This window comes from Sutterella faecalis, from assembly GCF_006337085.1.
Lineage (GTDB): Bacteria > Pseudomonadota > Gammaproteobacteria > Burkholderiales > Burkholderiaceae_F > Sutterella > Sutterella faecalis.
In genome coordinates, this window is record NZ_CP040882.1 from 453,211 (window position 1) to 473,999 (window position 20,789).

13 protein-coding genes are annotated in these 20,789 nt (G+C 56.3%); all 13 read left to right on the top strand.

Annotation, left to right across the window (positions count from 1 at the left end; all coding sequences use genetic code 11):
- Positions 1-33 precede the first annotated feature (33 nt).
- Positions 34-2,433, top strand: coding sequence for a UDP-forming cellulose synthase catalytic subunit (bcsA, locus tag FG381_RS01790; RefSeq protein ID WP_139687263.1), 2,400 nt, complete (start codon positions 34-36; stop codon positions 2,431-2,433).
- A complete protein-coding gene (gene bcsB, locus FG381_RS01795) occupies positions 2,430-4,757 on the top strand; it encodes a cellulose biosynthesis cyclic di-GMP-binding regulatory protein BcsB (protein WP_139687264.1) in 2,328 nt (775 codons plus the stop codon). Before bcsA ends, bcsB begins: the two co-directional genes overlap by 4 nt.
- The gene (gene bcsZ, locus FG381_RS01800; protein WP_165697798.1) at positions 4,754-5,917 is read left to right on the top strand and encodes a cellulose synthase complex periplasmic endoglucanase BcsZ; all 1,164 of its coding nucleotides are present in this window, start codon (positions 4,754-4,756) and stop codon (positions 5,915-5,917) included. Before bcsB ends, bcsZ begins: the two co-directional genes overlap by 4 nt.
- A complete protein-coding gene (locus FG381_RS01805) occupies positions 5,914-9,126 on the top strand; it encodes a cellulose synthase subunit BcsC-related outer membrane protein (RefSeq protein WP_139687266.1) in 3,213 nt (1,070 codons plus the stop codon). Before bcsZ ends, FG381_RS01805 begins: the two co-directional genes overlap by 4 nt.
- Before the next feature lie 5 nt (positions 9,127-9,131).
- The gene (locus FG381_RS01810; RefSeq protein WP_165697799.1) at positions 9,132-10,823 is read left to right on the top strand and encodes an EAL domain-containing protein; all 1,692 of its coding nucleotides are present in this window, start codon (positions 9,132-9,134) and stop codon (positions 10,821-10,823) included.
- 28 nt (positions 10,824-10,851) lie between these two features.
- Entirely contained in the window at positions 10,852-11,658 is an 807-nt protein-coding gene (locus FG381_RS01815) for a substrate-binding periplasmic protein (RefSeq protein ID WP_139687268.1), read from the top strand.
- Positions 11,659-11,701: 43 nt separating this feature from the next.
- Positions 11,702-13,378, top strand: a complete 1,677-nt coding sequence (locus FG381_RS01820) for a GGDEF domain-containing protein (protein ID WP_139687269.1) — start codon at positions 11,702-11,704, stop codon at positions 13,376-13,378.
- A gap of 9 nt (positions 13,379-13,387) precedes the next feature.
- Entirely contained in the window at positions 13,388-15,016 is a 1,629-nt protein-coding gene (locus tag FG381_RS01825; protein ID WP_139687270.1) for a BcsE family c-di-GMP-binding protein, read from the top strand.
- A 6-nt stretch (positions 15,017-15,022) separates the two neighbouring features.
- Positions 15,023-15,220, top strand: coding sequence for a cellulose biosynthesis protein BcsF (locus tag FG381_RS01830; RefSeq protein WP_139687271.1), 198 nt, complete (start codon positions 15,023-15,025; stop codon positions 15,218-15,220).
- A complete protein-coding gene (bcsG, locus tag FG381_RS01835; RefSeq protein WP_139687272.1) occupies positions 15,217-16,878 on the top strand; it encodes a cellulose biosynthesis protein BcsG in 1,662 nt (553 codons plus the stop codon). The genes FG381_RS01830 and bcsG overlap by 4 nt, the downstream gene beginning before the upstream one ends.
- Before the next feature lie 604 nt (positions 16,879-17,482).
- Positions 17,483-17,869 carry a Wadjet anti-phage system protein JetD domain-containing protein gene (locus FG381_RS12920; RefSeq protein ID WP_139687273.1) on the top strand — a complete coding sequence of 129 codons (387 nt, stop codon included), beginning with the start codon at positions 17,483-17,485 and terminating at the stop codon, positions 17,867-17,869.
- Between the two features lie 364 nt (positions 17,870-18,233).
- Complete coding sequence (locus tag FG381_RS01845) at positions 18,234-19,253, top strand: hypothetical protein (protein ID WP_139687274.1); 1,020 nt, start codon at positions 18,234-18,236, stop codon at positions 19,251-19,253.
- Between the two features lie 85 nt (positions 19,254-19,338).
- Complete coding sequence (locus tag FG381_RS01850; protein WP_139687275.1) at positions 19,339-20,718, top strand: autotransporter outer membrane beta-barrel domain-containing protein; 1,380 nt, start codon at positions 19,339-19,341, stop codon at positions 20,716-20,718.
- Positions 20,719-20,789: the final 71 nt, after the last annotated feature.

The following is a 20,789-nucleotide window of genomic DNA, read 5'->3' on the forward strand; positions in this document are numbered from 1 at the left end:
GCAATTTCCGAAGAAGAAGAAGCATCTCTCGGGATGCGATTCTTCATCAGCAGCAGAGAACGCCTGCGCATTCTCTCCAATCTCCAGCGCCGCTTCGTCACTGCGCTGATCAACTCGATCACGCTGAACCTTGAACGTCTTCCGAACGTTCACCGGCGGCTTCAGGCTGCGGGCGTTCGCCGTCGTCTGGCCGTCACGAAGATTGAGATCCTCGTTCTCGTCCTTCTGATTGCGGCCGGGATTGCACTGAGCGCAATCTGCGTAACTCAACCGCTTGACACGCAGAATCAGACGATTTTTCTGATGCTTACGCTCGGAACAGCGCTGCTCCTCAGGGAAGTGCGCTCACACCTGTCGCTGCTCCTTCTGATCATCCTTTCGATTCTGGTCTCCACACGCTATCTGTGGTGGCGTTATTCGGAAACCCTGAACCTCGATTCGACTGCGGGCGCGATGTGCTCGCTCCTACTCGTTGCGGCAGAAACCTATGCCTGGGTCGTAATGCTCCTCGGCTACTTTCAGGTTTTCTGGGTGCTTGACCGCAAGCCCGTTCCCTGTCCGGAGGACAAAGCGCTCTGGCCGCATGTGGACGTATTCATTCCGATCTACAACGAGCCCCTGGACGTGCTTCGTCCGACGGTCAATGCCGCCGCATCCATGGACTGGCCGCAGGAAAAGCTACACGTATGGATTCTCGACGACGGCGACCGCGACGAAATCAAAAACTTCGCCCATTCTGCGGGCGTTGGCTACATTCGCCGGAATCAGCACGATCATGCCAAGGCCGGCAACATCAATCATGCGCTTTCAATCGTAAGGGGCGAATTCGTCGCCATTTTCGACTGCGACCACATCCCGGTGCGCTCTTTTCTCCAGCTCACCATGGGCTGGATGCTCAGGGATCCGGATATTGCACTCGTACAGACGCCGCATCATTTTTATTCACAGGACCCTTTTACGCGCAATCTCGGTCTGACGTCCCATGAGCCGGATGAAAATTCGCTCTTCCACGATCTGATCCAGAAAGGGAACGACACCTGGAACGCAACCATGTTCTGCGGATCCTGCGCCGTCATTCGCCGTAGAGCACTGGATCAAGCCGGCGGCATCGCCGTCGAGACGGTCACGGAGGATGCCCATACTTCGCTGCGCTTGAATCGCCTCGGATGGTCGTCCGCCTTCATCGGCATCCCTCTGGCCGCCGGACTCTCCACCGAAACGCTCTCCGGCCATGTCGGCCAGCGCATTCGCTGGGCGCGCGGAATGATTCAGATCTTCCGCACGGACAACCCCTTAGCCGGACGAGGCCTCAGTCTCGGGCAGAGACTTTGCTTTCTCAATGCCATGATTCATTTTCTCCATGGCTTGCCCCGATTGATTTTTCTGCTCGCGCCGATTCCCTATCTCTTTTTCGGCATTTACGTCATTGAGGCGGATCCTGCGTCGCTCTTCGTCTTCGTGCTGCCGCATATGCTGCATTCTGCGATCACGACCTCGATCATTCAGCAGGGACACCGAAGCCCATTCATTTCGGGCGTCTATGAGGCGATTCTCTCCTGGTACATCCTGGTGCCGACCACCATGGCGCTCATCTCGCCGAAGCTCGGCAAATTCAACGTGACCGTAAAAGGCGGCACCATTGAGCACGAATACCTCGACTGGACGCTCTCAAAGCCCTACCTCTTCCTGATCGGGGTAAACGTAGCCGCGCTTCTCTTCCTCTTTTATCAGATCGCATTTTTTGATTCTCCGAGCTATCTCACGCTCGCCATCAATGGCGGCTGGACGATCTACAACCTCATCATTCTCTTTGCTGCCGTCGCGGTGGCGGTTGAAACGGTTCAGGGCCGCAAATTTCCACGAGTTCATCAGGAGCTCCCCGCCATGCTGCGGACAGCAGACGGCCGTCTCTGGTCAGTGACGCTCACCGACTATTCACAGCGCGGGGCGCGGATCGAAATTCCTTCGGAAGCAGAAGGCCTTTTCGCTGCAAATCAGGAAGCATCGCTCGTCATGACGCGCGACGGCATCATGAACGACTTTCCCATCATCATTCGTCGAGTTTCCCCTGCGTCCCTGGGCGTGGAACTGATCCGCATGACGCCCGAACTGGAGCGTGCTTTCACGCAATGCACGTTTTCCAGGGCCGACTCCTGGGTGAGGAACCGTATCGCAGATGAAACCTCGGCGGCTGGCGCGCTGATGCTCCTGCGCTTTGCTGCGCTCGGGTGCTCAGGCATTCTCAAGAACCTTCCCTACCGCCTGAAGCGCTTCCTCTTCGGCGTACTGCGCCTCATGAAGCCTCTTTTTGATTTTCTGCCCCGGCCGCCGGGCTGCCAGCCAGCAGATGCCGTGATCTTCGGCCGAGAAGCGCTCAACAGCGCCGCTTTGAATTCCCGTTTCCCCGCAGCCGGCAAAGGAGCTGCGTCATGAAGATGAAGACTCTGATTTTTCCCCTCATCGCATCCATTGCCCTTCAGGCCGTCTTTTTGCCGGCAGCTTTCGCCGCAGCAGAAAACCAGCCGCATGGGGCTGCACCCGAGCCGACCGCCCTGACGAGCTTCGCCGAGGCGCTCGCGCGCCCCCGCGACTCCCGCGCGGAAGCCATTCCGCCAAAAACGGAACTCCTGCCGCTCGCTTCACTTGCTTCGGGCGGACCTTCAGCATCCATCCGGATGACCGGCATCTGGCCGAAGCAGACGTTTGAGTTCGTCATGCGCCGCGATGAAATCATCACGGCTTCCGAACTCACGCTCTACTGGACGCCTTCGCCCGCGCTCCTTCCCATCCGCTCCCAGCTCATCATCAGGCTCAACGGCCAGGTGCAGAAAGTGCTGCCGATCAGCCGGGAGATGCTCGGCAAGCAGAATCAGTCCATCGTCCCGCTGGATCCCAAAAAGCTCAAGGACGCCAACGTGCTTGAGCTCGAATTCATCGGCGAATACGACAATGTTTGCACAACACCCACTTCGCCCACGCTGTGGCTTACGGTGGACAATGCGAGTCAGCTCTCGCTCTCCCGGCAGAAGCTGCGCGTGGCTGACGACCTTTCCCTTTTTCCGGTTCCCTTTGTCGACCCTTATGACAAAAGCATGCTGCGCGTGGGCTTTGCCTTCAGCAGCGCGCCTTCCGCGGGAGAGCTGAGCGCCGCGACAGTGCTAGCCACCTACTTCGGCGTTGAGGCCGACTGGCGGGGAGCGGATTTTCCTTCCTACTTCAATCTGATTCCTCCCGAAGGACATTTCGTCGCTTTCTATACGCCGAATCGGCACCCGGAATTTCTGAAGGACTGGCCCGAACCCAAAGGGCCGGAAATCGCCATTGCAGACGCCCCGCTTTCTCCATGGGCAAAGATGCTCGTCATTTCCGGACGGAACGATGCGGACCTCATGGATGCTGCGCGTGCCGCCGCAAGCGGCAGCGCGCTCCTGTCGGGATCACGCTCGAGCATCAGGGAAGCCGTGGAAGTCGGCGCCCGCAAGCCTTACGACGCGCCGAAGTGGATCGATACGTCGCGCGTGACGACTTTCGGCGAACTCGCCGAATATCCCGGGGCGCTCACAACGCGAGGCGCTGAGCCCTGGCCCGTACACCTCACGCTCCGGCTGCCTCCGGATCTATTCGTCATCAACCGCTCGAGCGTGCCGGTGCACCTGCGCTACCGCTATACGCTGCCCGAACCCAGTTCTCAGGCGCAGCTTCGCTTCCGCGTGAACAACACACTCGTTGAAGCTCAGCGCCTCACGGATCAGGGTTCAAGCGAAACGGTCAATCGCGTTGCCGTAGTGGACTCCATTGCGAGCATGTTTGAAATGCTCGACATCCCGACGATTCTTTTTGATGCCGTCAATACGCTGGAATTCGATTTCCGCTACGCGCTTTCCATTTATGCCGGCACGCCTGAAAACTGCCGGACCGTCACGCTCATTGACCAGCAGTGCGAAATCGATCCGCGGTCAACCATCGATTTTTCAGGGTTCTATCACTATGCTCAGCTTCCCGATCTCAAGCTTTTTGCCCAGTCCAGCTTCCCCTTCACGCGCATGGCGGATTTTTCGGATACCGTCTTTGTCTTCTCCGCTCAACCTACGCCGGCTGAAACAGAAACGCTCCTCAATGCTGCGGGCCGCCTCGGCAGTCTGACCGGCGCTCCAGGACTCAAGGCGGACGTAAGGATTGACCCGAACCCGGAATCGCTTGCCGACAAGGACATCCTCCTCATCGGCCGGCTCCCGAAGTCTGTTTTGGATAGCCCTGACGAGGAGAAGCCCGCGCTTCTGATTGATGCGCTCTCCCGGGAGCTTCTCACGTCAAGGGGCATTCCCGGCATGAATCCAAAAACGCGCCGGCTTTCCGCGCCAGAAGAGCGTTTCTCAGTGCTCGCTGCCGGGACGCTTGCCGCCCTGACCGGGTTCGAGTCGCCCTTCACATCCGGGCGCTCGGTCGTCGCGCTCCTTGCGGCGGACCCGAATGGTTCAGAAAGGCTCAACGCCTGCCTCGCAGATCCGTCAAAACTCCTCGATTCCGCCGGCTCCGTCTCTTTTATTCGCGAAAACGGCGCGCTTAACTTCTATCCCGCGCCGGGCTACTCCGTCGGAAGCCTCCCCTGGCACCAGCATGTCTGGTACGTCATGCTCGAGCACCCGTTTCTTCTCATTTTGTGTGCGCTCGGATGCGCCATTCTTATCGGCTGCCTGATCTATGCGCTGATGAGAATCCGCATTCGTTCGCGTCTTTCCCAGGGAGGGAGCAGATGATGTGCAATTCCCTTCGATTGATGGGCGCTTTTGCGCTCGCCGCGGCGTTCCTCACGCCCTTTCCTGCGCTCGCAGCTGAAGACCCAGTGCGCCCTGCCTACGCATCATCATTTGATCGGCGAGGCTGGAATCTCTGGGAGATTTTTGCCAGGGACGCACTCGAGAGAGGAAGAATTGTCAACCGGGCGGCAGAGAACCTCTCCACCACCTCTGAGGGCCAGTCTTATGCGCTCTTTTTTGCGCTCGCAGCAGAGGACAGAAAGAGTTTTGAGCGAATTTTCCGGTGGACGGAAGAGAATCTCTGCTACGGCGACTGCACTAAAAATCTCCCGGCGTGGCTCTGGGGCCGCAGCATTGGGAAGGACCCGAAAACCGGCGCTGCGACAGAAATCTGGGGCATTCTCGACCGCAACAACGCGGCGGACTCTGATCTCTGGATCGCCTATTCGCTCCTTGAGGCCGGCAGGCTCTGGAAGAATGCAGAGTATGCGAAGAAAGGACGCGAGCTATCCGAACTTATTCTGTCGGAATCCTTCGACATATCAGGGCTCGGACGCGTGATTCCGCCGGGAGCCGTCGGGTTTCGCGTCCGCGGCCTCGCTCGACAGAATCCGAGCTACTATCCGCCTTTTCTTCTGAAGCGCCTCGAAGCAGAAAATCCGGCGTGGCGTGAAATCCGCATGGGCGCCATGCGCACGATCCTGCGCGGGTCTCGCTCAGGCTTTTCTGCAGACTGGGCAGACTTCGACCAGACCGGTACGGCCCACGGCGTCAAGGCTGAACTGGGCTCATGGGACGCCATCCGGGTCTACCTGTGGGCAGGCATGACTTCCGCAGATGATCCGGATGCCGCGGTCTTAAAGCGTGCGCTCAGCCCCATGATCAGAACCACGGATGAGGCCGGGGTGCCGCCCGAGCGCGTCGTGGGAGAAACACTCACCCTGAGTAGTCCGGGCCCGGATGCTTTTGCGGCTTGTCTTCTTCCCTGGACGCGCAATACCCGGACCGGCGCATTTGCAAGAACGCTGCTCGCCAAAAATGAAATTTCAGGCTACGCCTATTACAAAAGCGTTCTGACGCTTTTCGGGCTGGGCTATGACCGTGGCATCTTTGCCTTTGACGCCGAGGGTCGGCTGCTTCATCCGAGGGGTATGCCATGAAAACGATACCCTGGCTCATGCTCGTCTTTGCCCTTGCTTCGTCCTGCCGGGCAGCTGAGGGAAACGAGGTCGCAACGCATGGCGTAGCTCCTGAACCCTGGCTCGAAAATCAGGCTTCGCTTGCCCGTGCCGGCGGCTGGGAAGAAATCGAACGTGATGCGCTCCGTCGTCTCATGTCGATGAATCCCAATGATGCCGGCCCGAAGCTTGAAGAGCTGCGGCTCGCCATTACCAACGCCGTACCTGACATCGGACAGATAAAGGAACTCGTGCGGAATCTCTGCGCATCTCCTGATGAAAAGGCATGCCGGGAAGCCCGGGTGCTTCAGGCCTCTATTGAGCCTCCCATGAGCGATGCGCTGGCGAGCGCCCGGCTACTCTTTCGCGCGGGTCGAAGCGCCGAGGCGCTCGAGCTTTACCAAAAGACCTTTCCTGCCACTCAGGGGCGGCCTCCGGAATCGAGTCTTGAACTCGAATACCTCTCGGTGCTTCTCACCATCCCCGGGCGCGAGGCTGAAGGCGTAAAGGGAATCGAGGCGCTCATCAGGCGCACTGAGGAGCATGGAAGCGTGATTCTTTCAAGACGCGCCGCCTCACTTCTCGCGCATCATCATTTTGAGCGCACGCTCGCCGAAGCGCTGAATGACATTTACGAGAACGGCACGCGACGCGAACGAGCTGCCCGCGTTCTGGAAAAAGCGCTCAAAACGTTCCCTCAGGATTCCCGTACACACCGTTGGCGCAATGCGCTCAATGAAGGCCTTTACTGGATCGGCGTCGACCGTGGAGACATGCTCGCAGCGCGCGGACGATTCGAAGAAGCGCGGAAAGCATATCGTGAATGCGCCCATTTTCGTCCCGACCTACCCTATTCACACCTTGGCCTCGCGAAGATCGCCAGACGGCTGGGTCAATGGGGTCGTCTGAAATCGCATCTTGCGGATGCCCTTGCCGCAAGCCGGGGAGCGGCGCCGAGCGAGCGCAAGCGCGTTGCCGGGCTTCTTGCTCGGGTCGATGAAGATCAAAGAGATGCTGCCGCCGACCTATATGAACTCAAGGCCCGGAATGCGGAAGCCGGGGGAAATCTGCAGGAACAAATTGAAATGCTTGAGCGCACGCTCCGCCTGCGGCGTCCTGAACCGTGGACGCTCGGGAGCTACACGGCTGCACTCCTCGCTGCCGGTCGTCGCGATGACGCGCTTCAGGCCTGGCAAAAGTATGCCCCGGACCTCAGATCTCCAGAATGGGCGCTTCCTTATGCCAGATTTCTGGTGAACGCAGGCATGGAAGCCTCTGCTTTAGATATCGCAGCCGCTGCAGTCATCCCCGATCGCCATGACGAATGGATGCCGATCGGAAAAGATGTTTCTGATGCGGAAAAACTCCTCGACCTGCGAGAGGAGCTTGAGACCAATGCCGCGTATGAAGAAGCGCTCGGTTTGGCGACGAAAGGCGAATGGGCAATGGCTGCCGAAATGCTCTCCGGGGCGAGGCCGGAAGCAGACTGGCAGATCGCTCAGCTTGCACGCTGGGAGGCGAAAGCCGGCCTCACGAAACGCGCAGTTGCAAATTGGGATCGCCTCTCCGAGCTTCCTGAATGGGAGCGTGAGGCGCCGCTCAATGCAGTTGAAGTGCTCCTCGGCGACATGAATGACAGCAGGGCTCACCAGGCTGCTGCCAGGAGACGGCTTCACGCATATCTCGGACGTTTTGATAAGCGTGAACTCGTTAACGGCCGGCCGCTCCTGCTGCTTTCCATGGCTGAAGTGAGCCGCCTGGGCGCCCTCCTTGAGGAAGCCGATGATGCCGCCCGCGCTCTTAGGCTCTATCGGGACTATGCGGCTCATGCCCCGGAAGGAATGGATGAAGAGAGCGCAATAGTGGTGAGAAAAGCCGCTCAATCGCTTAAGGACGCAGTTCCCGAAGAGGCGCTTCAACTCTACCGCAAGGCATTTGTCAATGCCGGCATGCTCGAAGCGGGAGAAAAAGAGGACGATGCCGCCTTTACGCGCGCCATGCGTACGCCGGATCAACGCAGCGATTCAGAGTGGCTCCAGAATTCCTTGCGCTCGGGCGCGTCGGAACTCTATTTGAATGAGACCCCGGAAATCCGTACGGCGCTCGTCTGGAACTACGACTCAGGCACCCCGGGCTTCTCCAACCTCTCAGCGCTCACCTGGGTCAAGGAGGCGAGACTCCCGGCCGCAGGCGGGTGGCTTACGCTGCGGGCCGATACCGTGCACTACGACGTAGGAAACCTCAGGCTCGAGGAGCCTTACGGTGCGAAATTCGGCACCTGCTACGCCCCGGGTTGCCGGGGGCTCGCAATGCGCAGGGATTTCGGCGAATCACTGGCAGTCGCCTGGGCCCGCGGAGCCTTTGCCTTTGATGTCGGCATGACGCCCATTGGATTCACGTATTCCGACCCCGTGGGCGGCGCATCCTATTCCTGGGATCTTGACCCGGGAAGCATCACGCTCTCCTTTTATCGGCGGCCGAAATCGTCGTCCCTCCTCTCTTTCGGAGGCATGCGCGACCCGCAGACGGGACGTACATGGGGCGGCGTCAGACGCACCGGATTTGAACTCTCAGGATCCCTTGATGAAGGGGGCTCAGACGGCTTCTGGGGCTTCGTCTCCTGGGAAATGCTCACGGGCAGAAACGTAGCGGAGAACCGGTCGCTTCAGGCGATGGCGGGGTGGTACCACAGATGGGTGAACGAACCCAATCACGAGCGCACGGCGGGCATTTCCCTCATGTACTGGCACTTTGACAAGGATCTCTCCGACTACGTCTGGGGTCAGGGGGGCTACTACTCTCCGCAGCAGTTTGCTTCGTTTGGCGGCTCGCTATCCGAAGCAAGGAGAAGCGCAGACTGGTCATGGATCCTCGAAGGCCGCCTCGGCATCTCCTATGCGAAAAGCAGCGCGCGAGACCGTTACCCCATCAAGGATTCCATGCCCCTCCTTTCAGACCTTTATGCACGCGAAGCGGCAGATTCCTCCGTCGGCATCGGGCTATCGGCTCGTGCTGCTTTTGAACGACGTCTCGCTGACCGATGGTTTCTCGGAGGCGAATTCATCTATCAGAAATCAGATGGTTATACCCCGGTGCTCGCGACGCTCTGGCTTCGCTACACGCTCAACGACTGGGCGGGCGATCTTCCTCTGCCGCCCGTCGCTCCGGAACCCTATTCAGAATGGCAGTAATTCCCATGCAGTACATCAAACGTTTTCTCGCAAGCTTCAATGAAAGCGAAGAAATGACGGCCGCAGAAGAAATTGTGCGGCTTGCCCGCGAAAGCGGCACGCTCGATGCCTTCCGCTCCACAGCGCCGGCTTCCTATGAGGACACCTATTTCTTTTTCGGCGATCTCGCCTCCGGCGAATACCACTTTTCTCAGGATCTGAAGAAGCTCTTTGGGGAACCTGAGGACAATCCTTTCTTTGCGGTCCGCGAAATCGAAAAGCGCATCACGAACGAAGTAGACAAACGCATCCGCAAGGCAGCCATACGGGCGCTCACTGACGGTGCGCCGCGGATGGTCGAATACTTCCGCGTCGAGCTCAACGGGGAAGTCGTATGGACCTGCATCCGGTGTGCACGCGTACATCACGCGGCGAAGGGACCCCTCTACGTCTGCGGCAGCGTGGAATTCATCAGCGATCGCAGAATTCTCTCTGAACTTTTCACTTTCACGCGCTGCGGTGAAAAGCTCGAGGCCACACTCAGCATGCTCCTTTCAGCCCCGGCGGGAAGCTCCGCAGCAGTGCTGCGCATGACGCATTCAACCGAACCCGAGCGTGAGGATCTGGTGAATCTCATCTCCCAGCGTCTTCTCCGGCACGCTCAGGAGCCTGATGCCGTCATCTGCAGCTCTTCGGGATGCTGCGGGGCGCTCGTTGTCATTCTGCGCACGGAGAGCCCCGAATGCCTGCGGAACTTCAACGAACTCCTTTCGGCAGAGCTGGATCACATCGGCCTCCCGCTCGACTTCTTCTCCGCGCTCAACCAAATTTCAAACGGAGGACATTCAACGTCCTTCCAGAACCGGATGCCGAAGGTGATTGAGGTGCTCGAGCTCCTCAGCAAGGATGCTTCGGGCAGCGAACTGAGCGACACGATGCTGAGCCTCGGCGATGTACTTGCGCTCTACCGCGCCATTAAAAACAATTTTGCGGGTTTTGAGCTCCACTTTCAGCCCGTCGTCAGCCGGCGCAACCGTACCACGGCGGGCGGAGAACTCCTCATCCGCTTCCGAACGCCTCATTCGAATCTCGGGCCGCACAAATTCATTCCTGTGCTTGAAAAAACGCCCCTTGCCATTCCACTCGGCCGCTGGACGTTTGAAGCGGCTCTCAGCGCTGCCGAAGAGCTCCGTTACCCTGAATGCACCATCGGCTTCAATGTGAGTCCGATTCAGGTGGACGATCCCCTTTATCTTAAATTCATCATGGAGACGCTGAAGTCCTCTACTCAGCCTGCAAGCCGCTTTCTTATGGAGATTACAGAAACCTCCGAAACGATCTACCCGCAAAATCTCGAACTCTTTCTAAAGAAATGCCGTGAGATGGGCATGCGTACGGCTATCGACGATTTTGGAACGGGCTACAACAGCCTGGAAAGTCTCCTGGCGGCTCCCTTTGACGTTCTTAAATTCGGCCGCAGTCTGACAGCTAAAGCACTTAGCTCCGAAGCCGGAGCCAGGCTTCTTGGAAGATTAATTGCCGCTGCGCGTGAATACGGCGCCGCCGTCTGCGTGGAGGGCGTTGAGACCGCGCGGGAGCTCGCCCTGCTTGACGCCATGGAGCCGGATTTCTACCAGGGATGGTACTTCTCACGGCCCGTCAGGATTTCCGTCGCAAAGCGCTTCTCTCTTGAGCAGACATGCGTCAACTCTCAATAACGCTTATTTGATCGAAGGACGTATCACTATGACCGACGCCCGCCTCGGACCGAAAGTTCTTTTCGGCATCCTCGCCCTCCTGATCGCCGTTGTCTCACTGGCCTTCTGGCTCATGACGCGCAATCCGAACATCGAAAAAACGACCTTTCTTCGCATCGGCGTGGAGGAAAACTACCGGCCCTTCACCTACGTTGAAAATGGCGAACTCATCGGATTCGACCCTGACATCAGCCGCGCCATCTGCAGGCAGCTTGCTGTCCGCTGCGAGATTATCCCCATGCCTTTTGATGCGCTGATTCCCGCGCTCCAGGGAGGAAAGCTTGATCTCATTACCGCTGGTCTCGGAATCAATGAAGAACGACAGAAAACGATGACTTTTTCCGATACCTATTACCGCTCGAGGAGCTTATTCATCTCAACGCAGCAATACGCTGCAGGAATCAACGAAGACACCGCCGAACACCTGGTTCTCGGCGCCCAGAAAGCTTCGCTGCAGGCCGAGGTTATTCGCACCCGCTTTGTGCCGAAAGGCGCAAAGCTCATTGAGTATGAAGACTACAGCGAACTGGCTGATGCTATCCGTTCCGGCGAGGTTGAAGCCATTTTCGTTGATGGACTTTCAGGCTATCAGCTTCTCAAGCAGGCACAGGGCAATGGACTTTATATCGGCGGCATCGCTGAGGGGTTGAACTCCGACATTGTGAACGCGCACATCGCTGCCCGCAAAAACGACGAAGCGCTCATCCAACGCGTCAATAAGGCTATGGAGCAGCTCAAGGCTGCCGGGATCTATCAGACGATCAGCCTGCGCTACTTCTCCTTTATGAACTACTAAGGCGCCAAAGGCCTTCTATGTTCACGCTCGGCTCAATATAAAAATGATGTTCTTCAGAAAACACGCCCCCGACGCACTTGAAGACGCCTCATCCGGCATGAGAAGCCAGGCAAAGGGTTCCATCCGTCTGCGAAGCTTTCTCATCCTTCTCTTTGTGCCGATCATCATTCTGATGATGATCTCCGTCAGCCTGCTCGTCCATGTCAACAGCAGCATTTCGAAGCATACCTCCAACCTGTCGAAGGAAACCGTACAGAAAATCCTCTACGCACAGAGGAGCTTTGTGAATCTAGAGAGCCTGAGAAGCGCTCTCAGCACTCTTGCCACTACCCCAGGCCTTGCCAACGCGAGGAGTGCCTACATTGATGCCTTTGCGCTCCTCTCCGAATCCTCCATCGATCGACACGAGAGCATGAAGGCGGAGACCATGCTGCTGCTCTCAAAAATTCGCACAGTATGGCTTGAACGCCAAAAGCTCGAAACCGAACGCGACGTTATTTACCGTGAATGGAAGATTTTCCACGGCTTTGGATTGATGACCTACCTTCTCTCAGGCAATACAGGCAACGAGGCAGGTGGGTTTCCGGCTGTCATGCGCGGCAACGAACGCATCGACATCGTTGAAGCGAAAGTAGACCTGCTGAGCAGCCTCGCTCATAAAATTTACGCTGACATTCATCAGTCCTGCACGCATCCAGTGCTTTCGGAAAATCTGAAAAATGCCTGCGACGGATTTACCCGGTCATACGAAAGACTGAACAGGCAATTCAGCACGCTCAAGGCATCCAATCAAAAATTTCAGGCCCGTCTTGACGATATGGAGGAGAGCACTTCCAAGCTCTCGAGGCTCTTCATCGAAATCGAATCTCAGGACATTCTGAAAGATGTCGGCGTGATCAATCAGCTTGCAGATCAGCTCCAGCCCATCGTCGGCACCTTCACGGTCGTCATTCTGCTCATCTGCGCCGTGCTGATACTCGGCTTCATGATGCTCCTGCGGCCGCTCAGAGCCATTTCAATTGCAATCGAGCGCTTCGAGCAGACGCTAAGAGTGCCCGATCGCATCATTCATTCGCCGATCCTGGAGCTCAGTCAGATCAGCGAATGGCTGACAGTGCTCTTCAAGCGTTTTGCGAAGGAACAATCCAGGTCGAAAGAGCTTTTTTCGAGCTACCGGAGCCTCCTCTGGACATCCAGCCACGATGCGCTCACCGGACTTGCCAACCGTTATGCGCTGCAGAACTTCATCAATACGACGCCGGTTGCGCCGGCGAGATTAGGCCTCATGATGGTCGACATCGACTTCTTCAAGCGCATCAACGACACCCGCGGTCATCTCTTCGGCGACAAAGTGCTTCAGGCGGCAGCGCACACGCTCAAAGCGGCCGTTTCGGAAAGCGACGAAGTATTTCGCTACGGCGGCGAGGAGTTCTGCGTGATCTGTCCGGACGTGTCCGACGAAAACCTCAGGAAAATTGCTGCCCGCCTTCTCAAAGCCGTCCGTCATATCTCCCGCGACACGGCCGAACTTCATGAGGATGAGGCTGAGAATCCCCTGACCATCTCAATCGGATGTGCTCGCGTGAACTTAATGCCTGGCGCTCAGAGCATTGAATCAATGATCGCAGCGGCAGATGAGGCGTTGTATCGCGCCAAACAACGCGGAAGAAACCGGGCTGAAACCGCTCCGCTCAGCACCGCTGATGCGCCTCAACCTTAATCCTGATTCATGATGATGACAAGAACTACCAGGGACTATCTGCTCGGCATTTACGGCGTCGCCGACCCCCTGCGAACGCTCGCACGGGGGAATCTCTATGTTCTCCTCGCAGAGAATGAAGCGGATGCGCTGCGCGCCGTCCTGCCCTCTGCTGCGGCGGATACGGAGCCTCCGCTCTTTCTCCTTCTCGAGCAGCCGGACCGCGCCGTTCTCAAAAAGGCTTCGGCACCCATGAGCCTCAGCAGCATCCGCGCCTTCGCCGCCGCCCCCGTCCGAAACCTTCGGGGCAGAGGCGCGGGACTGGTGGAATCCGCCCGTTCGCTTTATTCAGCACTTTCCCCGGGCGTCTCCTCAGCTGTCCTCTCTTTCGGCGCGGAAAGCGCTCTCATGCTTCATGCCGAGGAACTTGCCCGAGTCATTGCAGACTGCGCGGTTGCGGCGCAGGACCGGGCGCTTCCCATTCTCATCATTTTTTACGGAGAAACGGCGCTCGAGCTTTCGGGTGCCCTGATGCGCGAAAGCGCGCATCTCTCAGGGCTCGCGCTGCTTTACGCTTCGGAAAAAGAGACCAAATGGAGAACAGTTTTCTGGCATGTTCCGGGATTCCACTCCGGCGAAAGCGAAATGCTCCTCTCTCCCGCCGCACTGCCCGCTGGCGGATTTAAAACGCTTTCCGCAGCCAAAGCAGAAGACGTTTCCGGCGACGATGACTTCATCTGGAGCGCCGCCCCGATTCTCGAGTACGACGAAGGCAAAAACAGCCCCGTTCACCCGCTCGGGAGCAACGCGGAGGTCTTTGAGCGCGGCTTGATGAGTACTGCAGCCACCCTGGTATTCCGCATCGACCAGCCGTCCGACATCAAGCCGGCGGCAAAAATGATCGCTGAGCTGCGCACGCGCCGCGGCAGACTCCTCAAAATCGCCGTCTGTGCAGTGGGCTCTCCCCTCCGAGCATCTTCCGAAGCGTTCCTCCTTGCCTGCGGCGCAAATCTCCTCTTTGAACCAAAGGCGACGGCCGGTCATGTCCGCGTCATGCTATCGAGCCTCTCGGGCGTAACCTTCCCGCATGCGCCGCCAGCGGATTTCGATGCGCTTGCACGCTCCTTCGAAGTGATCTCCGTGATGGGACTGCAGGCGGTCGGGAAGTTCCTTGAACTCGCGGAAAATGCCGTCCGTTCGCCCTTTGACCGTCAGGACATGCACGGCGCATTCGTTCTTCTTGAGCCCGATCCCTCGCTCACCGCAGAAGAGGCGATGACGCAGTTTGCTCCGAGGCGATCGGGCGATATCGGGGCCGTACTCGGCAACCGCGGCGTGGTCTTTCTCTCCGGCTGCCACCCGTCCTACGTCGAACTCTCGCTTCAGCGCACGTTTCTTCTCGACCCGGCGCTCCTCTTTCATTCCTACCACGCCGCTTTCGACGATCGGGACGTTCTTGCGCTCATTGCACGCTGCCGGGCGTTCCTCGCTGAAAACCGTACTTCGAAAAATATCTACGACCGCCGGCTCCCGCGCCGGCCCGCTGATGCTGCTCCCCAGCCCGGGAGCCGCACAACCGACAGGTTCAGGTTATCCCTCATGAAGCCCAATCCCATCACCCCGGTGCGGTGCAAAAGCCGGGCTTCTCAATCGGAATAAATAGAAATGCAGATCCCCGACCTCTCCTCCATCTGGAGCCTCATTCTTCTCTGCGCACTGATCTTCATACCCGCAGGAAGCCTCCTTAACCGATACAAAACCGCACTCGAACGCGAGGTCCGCTGGCAGTTCATCGGACGCCTGCGCATCCGCAGAGCCCCGTCCATCGAGGCCCTGCTCCAGCGAGAGGAACGCAGCAGATGACACAGCCCGCGCCTGATCAATCCTTTTCCGGCGGCTCCCGGGGCGCCGGCGTCTGGAACCTCTACTTCATCGGCAAATTTGTCCTCCTTTGGCTCAACTACATTCAATTGAAGCCGATTGAAAATGCCGCGCTCCTCGCCCTCATTCTGATTCCGATCAGATCGCTTCTCATGAGAAGAATCCGGGCCGCCGCAGCGCTCGCGGGTGCTTTTGCGCTCATCTGGTCGGAAAGCTGGCTTCCCGGCCCGGATGTGATCATCCGGAACATCGGAAATCTTGCCGATTTTTCGCCTGCCTATCTCCTTGAGCTTGCCTCTTCAGCCGTCAACATTGAGATGGTTGAGATCGCTTTTGCCGCCTTCATCGTCTGGATGCTGCTGAGGAACTGGATCCGCTTTACGGTCTTCACCATAGCCGGACTCATCTTCTTTTCGCTCCCAAACTGGAGAATGCTTCTCGAATCTGAAAAAAACGAAACTCCGCGGGAGGTCCCCACAGAAACCGCAGCCGGAGCGCTCTCCGCGACCGTACCTCTTCAGGCTGAATCCGGCCCCCTCCCACCGCAGACCGAGCCCGCCAATGATGCCGGCATCAACCGGTGGCTCACCCGCTTCTACCAGTCTGAAAGCGAACGCAGGGCAGGGATTCCCCAGGAAGCCCGACCCCGGGATTTCGACATTGCAGTCGTCAACATCTGCTCGCTCTCCACGGATGATCTCGAAGCGTCGGAGCTTGCCGATCACCCGGTTTTCTCGCGTTTTGATGCACGGTTTGAGAACTTCAATTCCGCGACGACCTACTCCGGCCCTGCGACCATCCGGCTTCTTCGTTCTGCTTGCGGCCAACCGTCGCACGAAGTGCTCTACAACCATCGCGAACCCTCGTGCGAGCTCTTTGGGCGCCTGGAGCAAGCTGGCTGGAAAACAACCTTCTTCATGGACCACAATGGTCAGTTCGACGGCTATCTCGACTCGCTCCGCGAGCGCGCCGGTTTTGCGGAGAAGCTTTCCGATCAAAGCGCCTACCGCCAGGCGCTCGCCGCCTTTGACGATTCGAAAATCTACCGCACCGCCGATGTTCTCCGGGACTGGCTGAAGCATAAGCCCGCCGACGGCGGACCCACTGCCGCCTTCTTTAATCTGATCGCGCTTCACGACGGCAACCGTGCGCTCAGCAGCTCGCGCCCGATGCCTTTCAAGCCCCGCGCAGAAAATCTGCTCAATGACCTTAGTCAGGTGATGACTGAAGTTGAAGCCTCGGGACGCAAGGTTCTCTTCATCGTGATTCCGGAACACGGCGCCGCTGTGCGCGGAGACAAGATCCAGATGGCGAGACTGCGTGAAATTCCGAGCCCCCGGATAACGCATGTTCCCGTACTCGTGAAGTTCTTCGGCCTTCCGAAGACTAAGCTGCCTGCGGCTCAGATCCGAATCCCGGAAAGCACGAGCTATCTCGCGGTTTCGGAGCTCATCGGCCGCACGGTGACCTGCGATCCGTGGGCCGCGTCCACGACCTGTCCACGCCCCCAGGAACTATTTAAAAACCTTCCGCAGACATGGGCAGTCTCTGAAAATTCCAATGCTTCGGTTCTCAGCTATCAGGACAAATGGTGGGTAAAACTTCCGGGAGACAAATGGATCGCTTATCCTGGAATGTAGTCAAACGAACTCCTCCAAAGAAAAATAGAGCTGGCTGGCATATCTGAAAAAAAGTGCTGAAACCCGAAAAAGGCTGACGGCATTGGCGATAACTCATAGAAAGCTGGATTCAATAGGGTTAGACCAATTGAACAGTAGTTCGAGATGCCTTTCAGGACATTTCATCCGGAGAATGCAATTGAAAAGACAAGGGATACTGCCAGCCTATGCTCCACCTCATTTGCATTCTCCGGACTACTAATGCACTCTGGAAACAGAAATTCGATTGAAGCGATTCACCCTGCTTCTGAATTTACTACTGACGAACACGGATTCTGGTCTATGAATTCAGGAAATTCCGGTCGAAGACATCGATACCAAATGCTATGAAAAGCATCAGGCACTCATTTCTGGTGCCTGGTAATTGATTAAAGAGCTGAGAGAAAATAAATCACATGGCGAAAATGTTTTTGGAGACTGCGACGGAAGACGCTTTTCGTGCGTATGTTCCATGCCTATTTCTGGATCAGGGGCGATGGCAAGGATGTCGTCCAACTGACGTTCGCTCGCCTGGTTGCCTAACCTCCCCTCAAAAAACAATCATCATCATTGAAAATGAACAGACTTGGATTCCTCTCGACATTCCTCCCGATATCCCGATATTAATCGGGATGGGATACGACGTCACGGCAGTAGACGGGTGGAATGGCTTGTAAATAGCCGAATTCTCTATTTCGGTGACCTTGATACCCACGGTCTCGCAATCCTCTCTGATCTTAGAAAGATCTATTCCCCGACGGAAAACGTCATGATGGATGCGAAGACATTCATGAGATATCGACATCTTGCTGTGTCTGAGCCAAGTCAGGTGAAAAGAATGCCGGACTGTCTCACGGAAAAAGAGCTCAGGCTGCTAGAAATGTTGTGCGAAACGAAAGGAAGACTGGAGCAGAAACGCATCCCGATTAAAGAAATCAATCACGCCTTTCACATTCTGTTAGCATCAAATTGATAAACAGAAAAATCAACTTATTGGACTTCTTGCAACAGAATGTAGGGTTTTCCCCGACGACGATTGCGGAACAAAAAATATTAGCGACATCATCGGACTGATGTGGCAGCGAAGAAGAATCGACGGTTCTGAGATTGAAGCATCCATCACCGAGCATGGATGTCAAAACACGTGAATCGCTACTGGCAGCGTCGATCTTATTCGACATGGGCTTTTCAAAAAAAGGCTTTTTTTGTATTCTTAGGGTGTCGTTCATCGACGACTATCAAGCGAAGATGATCGTTATCGCTTTCGACCAAATAGGTCAGCACCAGCCTCTCTAAGCGAATAAGAACACCAGCAAATTGAAAAGGATACTGTCCCTATGTACGCTTTCAGGAAATCTACGCTCTTTATAGCCACGCTTTGTGCTTTTGCGGCATCTTCAGTCTTAGCTGAACCCAGTACGACTGAAAAAAGTCACCATTATTTTGGGAAAGTAAATCAGGCCACCGAATGGGATTCTTCATTAATTAAAGAAGATTATAAAGATGGAAAGGTATTCGGAGGGGTGAGTTCGATCCGCTCAGATGATTCCGATTCTTCTAAAAAAACACAAACAGGCGATGTGACATTACATTTCAAGAAGAATACAGGAAATATCGTTGTTGATGATATTTTTGGCGGAGGTTACTCACAAGGATCGGCTGTCAGTTCTTCTGTCGGCAATACGCACATCATTATTGATACTCAGGATCAACAGGTGATGGGCGGCGATATTTTCGGCGGCGGATATACCTATCACTATACGGTGAAGCCTGGTGATAGTTCCATTGGAGCTGTCACAACAGCAAAAGATACCTTAATTGAAGTTAAAAGCGGAATTGCTAAGGGAACAATTGTTGGCGGAGGATACGCATCCGGATATGCCTCAGCACCTTTAGATTCTTTAGATTTAAAAAACGAGGCTCTTTACCTCTCTGAAGCTAAAGTTGGGCACACGCATATCATCATATCCGGTGGTGAAGTTACAGAAGCTGTAGTTGGCGGCGGAAAAGTGCGAGTCAATTCCGAAGCCAATGATTTTTTAAAAGGAATTGCAACCGTTGAATCTGTTCACATCGAAGTGACTGGCGGTATAGTAGGCGGAATCATCGGCGGCGGAATTGCGCAATCCGGATATAATAATGAAGAAACTAGCTCCAAAATGCGCGCCGCAACGGCAGTTGTAAATGGAGATACGCTTATTGAAGTGAATGGAGGAACAGTCAATAAACTTTACAATGCTGACAGAGGAGCATCTCTTCAAATTACGAATGATCAATTTGATGGCGCAATAGCCGGTGGCGGCATTGCCGGCTATGGCGGAGATGATGTAGCGAACAAATCGATTCACCAAAGTTGAATCGAAAGGCGACATTACCATCCAGGTCAATAACGCAACAATCAATGGCTCTATCTATGGCGGCGCTTCCGTTGCTCTTCAATCCATGGGAGAAAAAACTGAAAACAAAGACAAATCTTATGTCTATAAAGCAGGTTCTTCGGAAGTTTCTGACGCAGTCATTCTCTTAGGGAAAGGCGCAAAAGTCACCGGCGACATCTATACCGGTGGTGCCGTTTTCAACGTCTCTGACTCTGGTGCCGCATCCAATGAATCGCTTCTCAGCAAAAATACGGTCAAGACCACTGCCGTCATTTTTGACAGTGCCGATGTTCAGCTTGGCGGCCATGTGAAGAACGGTGCTGCGCTGCAGGTTGATGATGGGGCCATCACCATGGATAGAACGTCGTTCAAGACGGAATCCATCGTCGCCGGCACAAGCAACTTCAACGACAGCTTCGAATCCTCGAGCGCAGCCATGGCTCGCCTGATCGAATGGTCGGACAATTCGGTGTCCGACCTAACGCTTGCTGACGGCGAATCAAACAACGCCCTAACCATCAAGCGCAACGACAAGGGCGAGATCATTGAGAAAACGGAAGTTCTCAACGCACGTACAGAGCAGTTCGGCAAGTCCATTTCCGAAGGCCTCATCACCTGGCGCCTTGAGATGAACGATCTCAACAAGCGCATGGGCGAACTTCGCGACTCCGAAGGCAATGCCGGCGTCTGGGCGCGCGTCAATGCGGGCAAGCAGAAGTTCCAGGGTTCGAAGAACAACTTCACGACCTTCCAGATGGGTGCGGACGCGAAGATTCCGGTGATCTTCAATACGCACGCAGGTCTCGCCTTCTCCTACACGGATTCCGACCTCTCCTATGTAAGCGGAAGCGGCGACAACAATGTCTACGGTCTTGCTGCCTATGCCTCCTGGCTCGGCGACTCAGGAAGCTTCCTCGACCTCATCGCCAAGGTTGCACGTGTTGAAAGCGACACCACGGTCGCGGGCACCCACGCGGACTACAACACCAATGCCTACTCGGTCTCTGCCGAAATCGGTCATCGCTTTACGGTGACGCCGCTTGTCTTCGTGGAGCCGCAGCTCGAGCTCAGCTATGGTCACGTTGCCGGCAAGTCTTTTGATACCGTCAACCGCCTCACGCAGAAAGCGGTCTCGAGCCGCCTTGACGGCTACGACTCGCTCGTCGGCCGAGTCGGCTTCCGCACCGGCCTCTCCTTCCCCGAGAAGAAGGGCAATGTCTACGTCCGCGCTTCGGTTCTTCGTGAATTCCAGGGCGACGTGACGCTCACCCGCGGCGAAGGCACCTATGAACTCGAAACGGACGACACCTGGTTCGAATACGGCATCGGCGGAAACTACAACTTCACGCCGGCGATTCAGCTTTATGCCGATCTCGAGCGCTATTCGGGGGCTGAGCTCTCCGAACCCTGGCGCGTCAATGTTGGCGCCCGCTGGTCGTTCTGATCGCTGGGAAGCAGCTCAAGTACTGACTGATCCATAAAGTCAGAAGACGAAAATGGGAACCCGCATCTCTC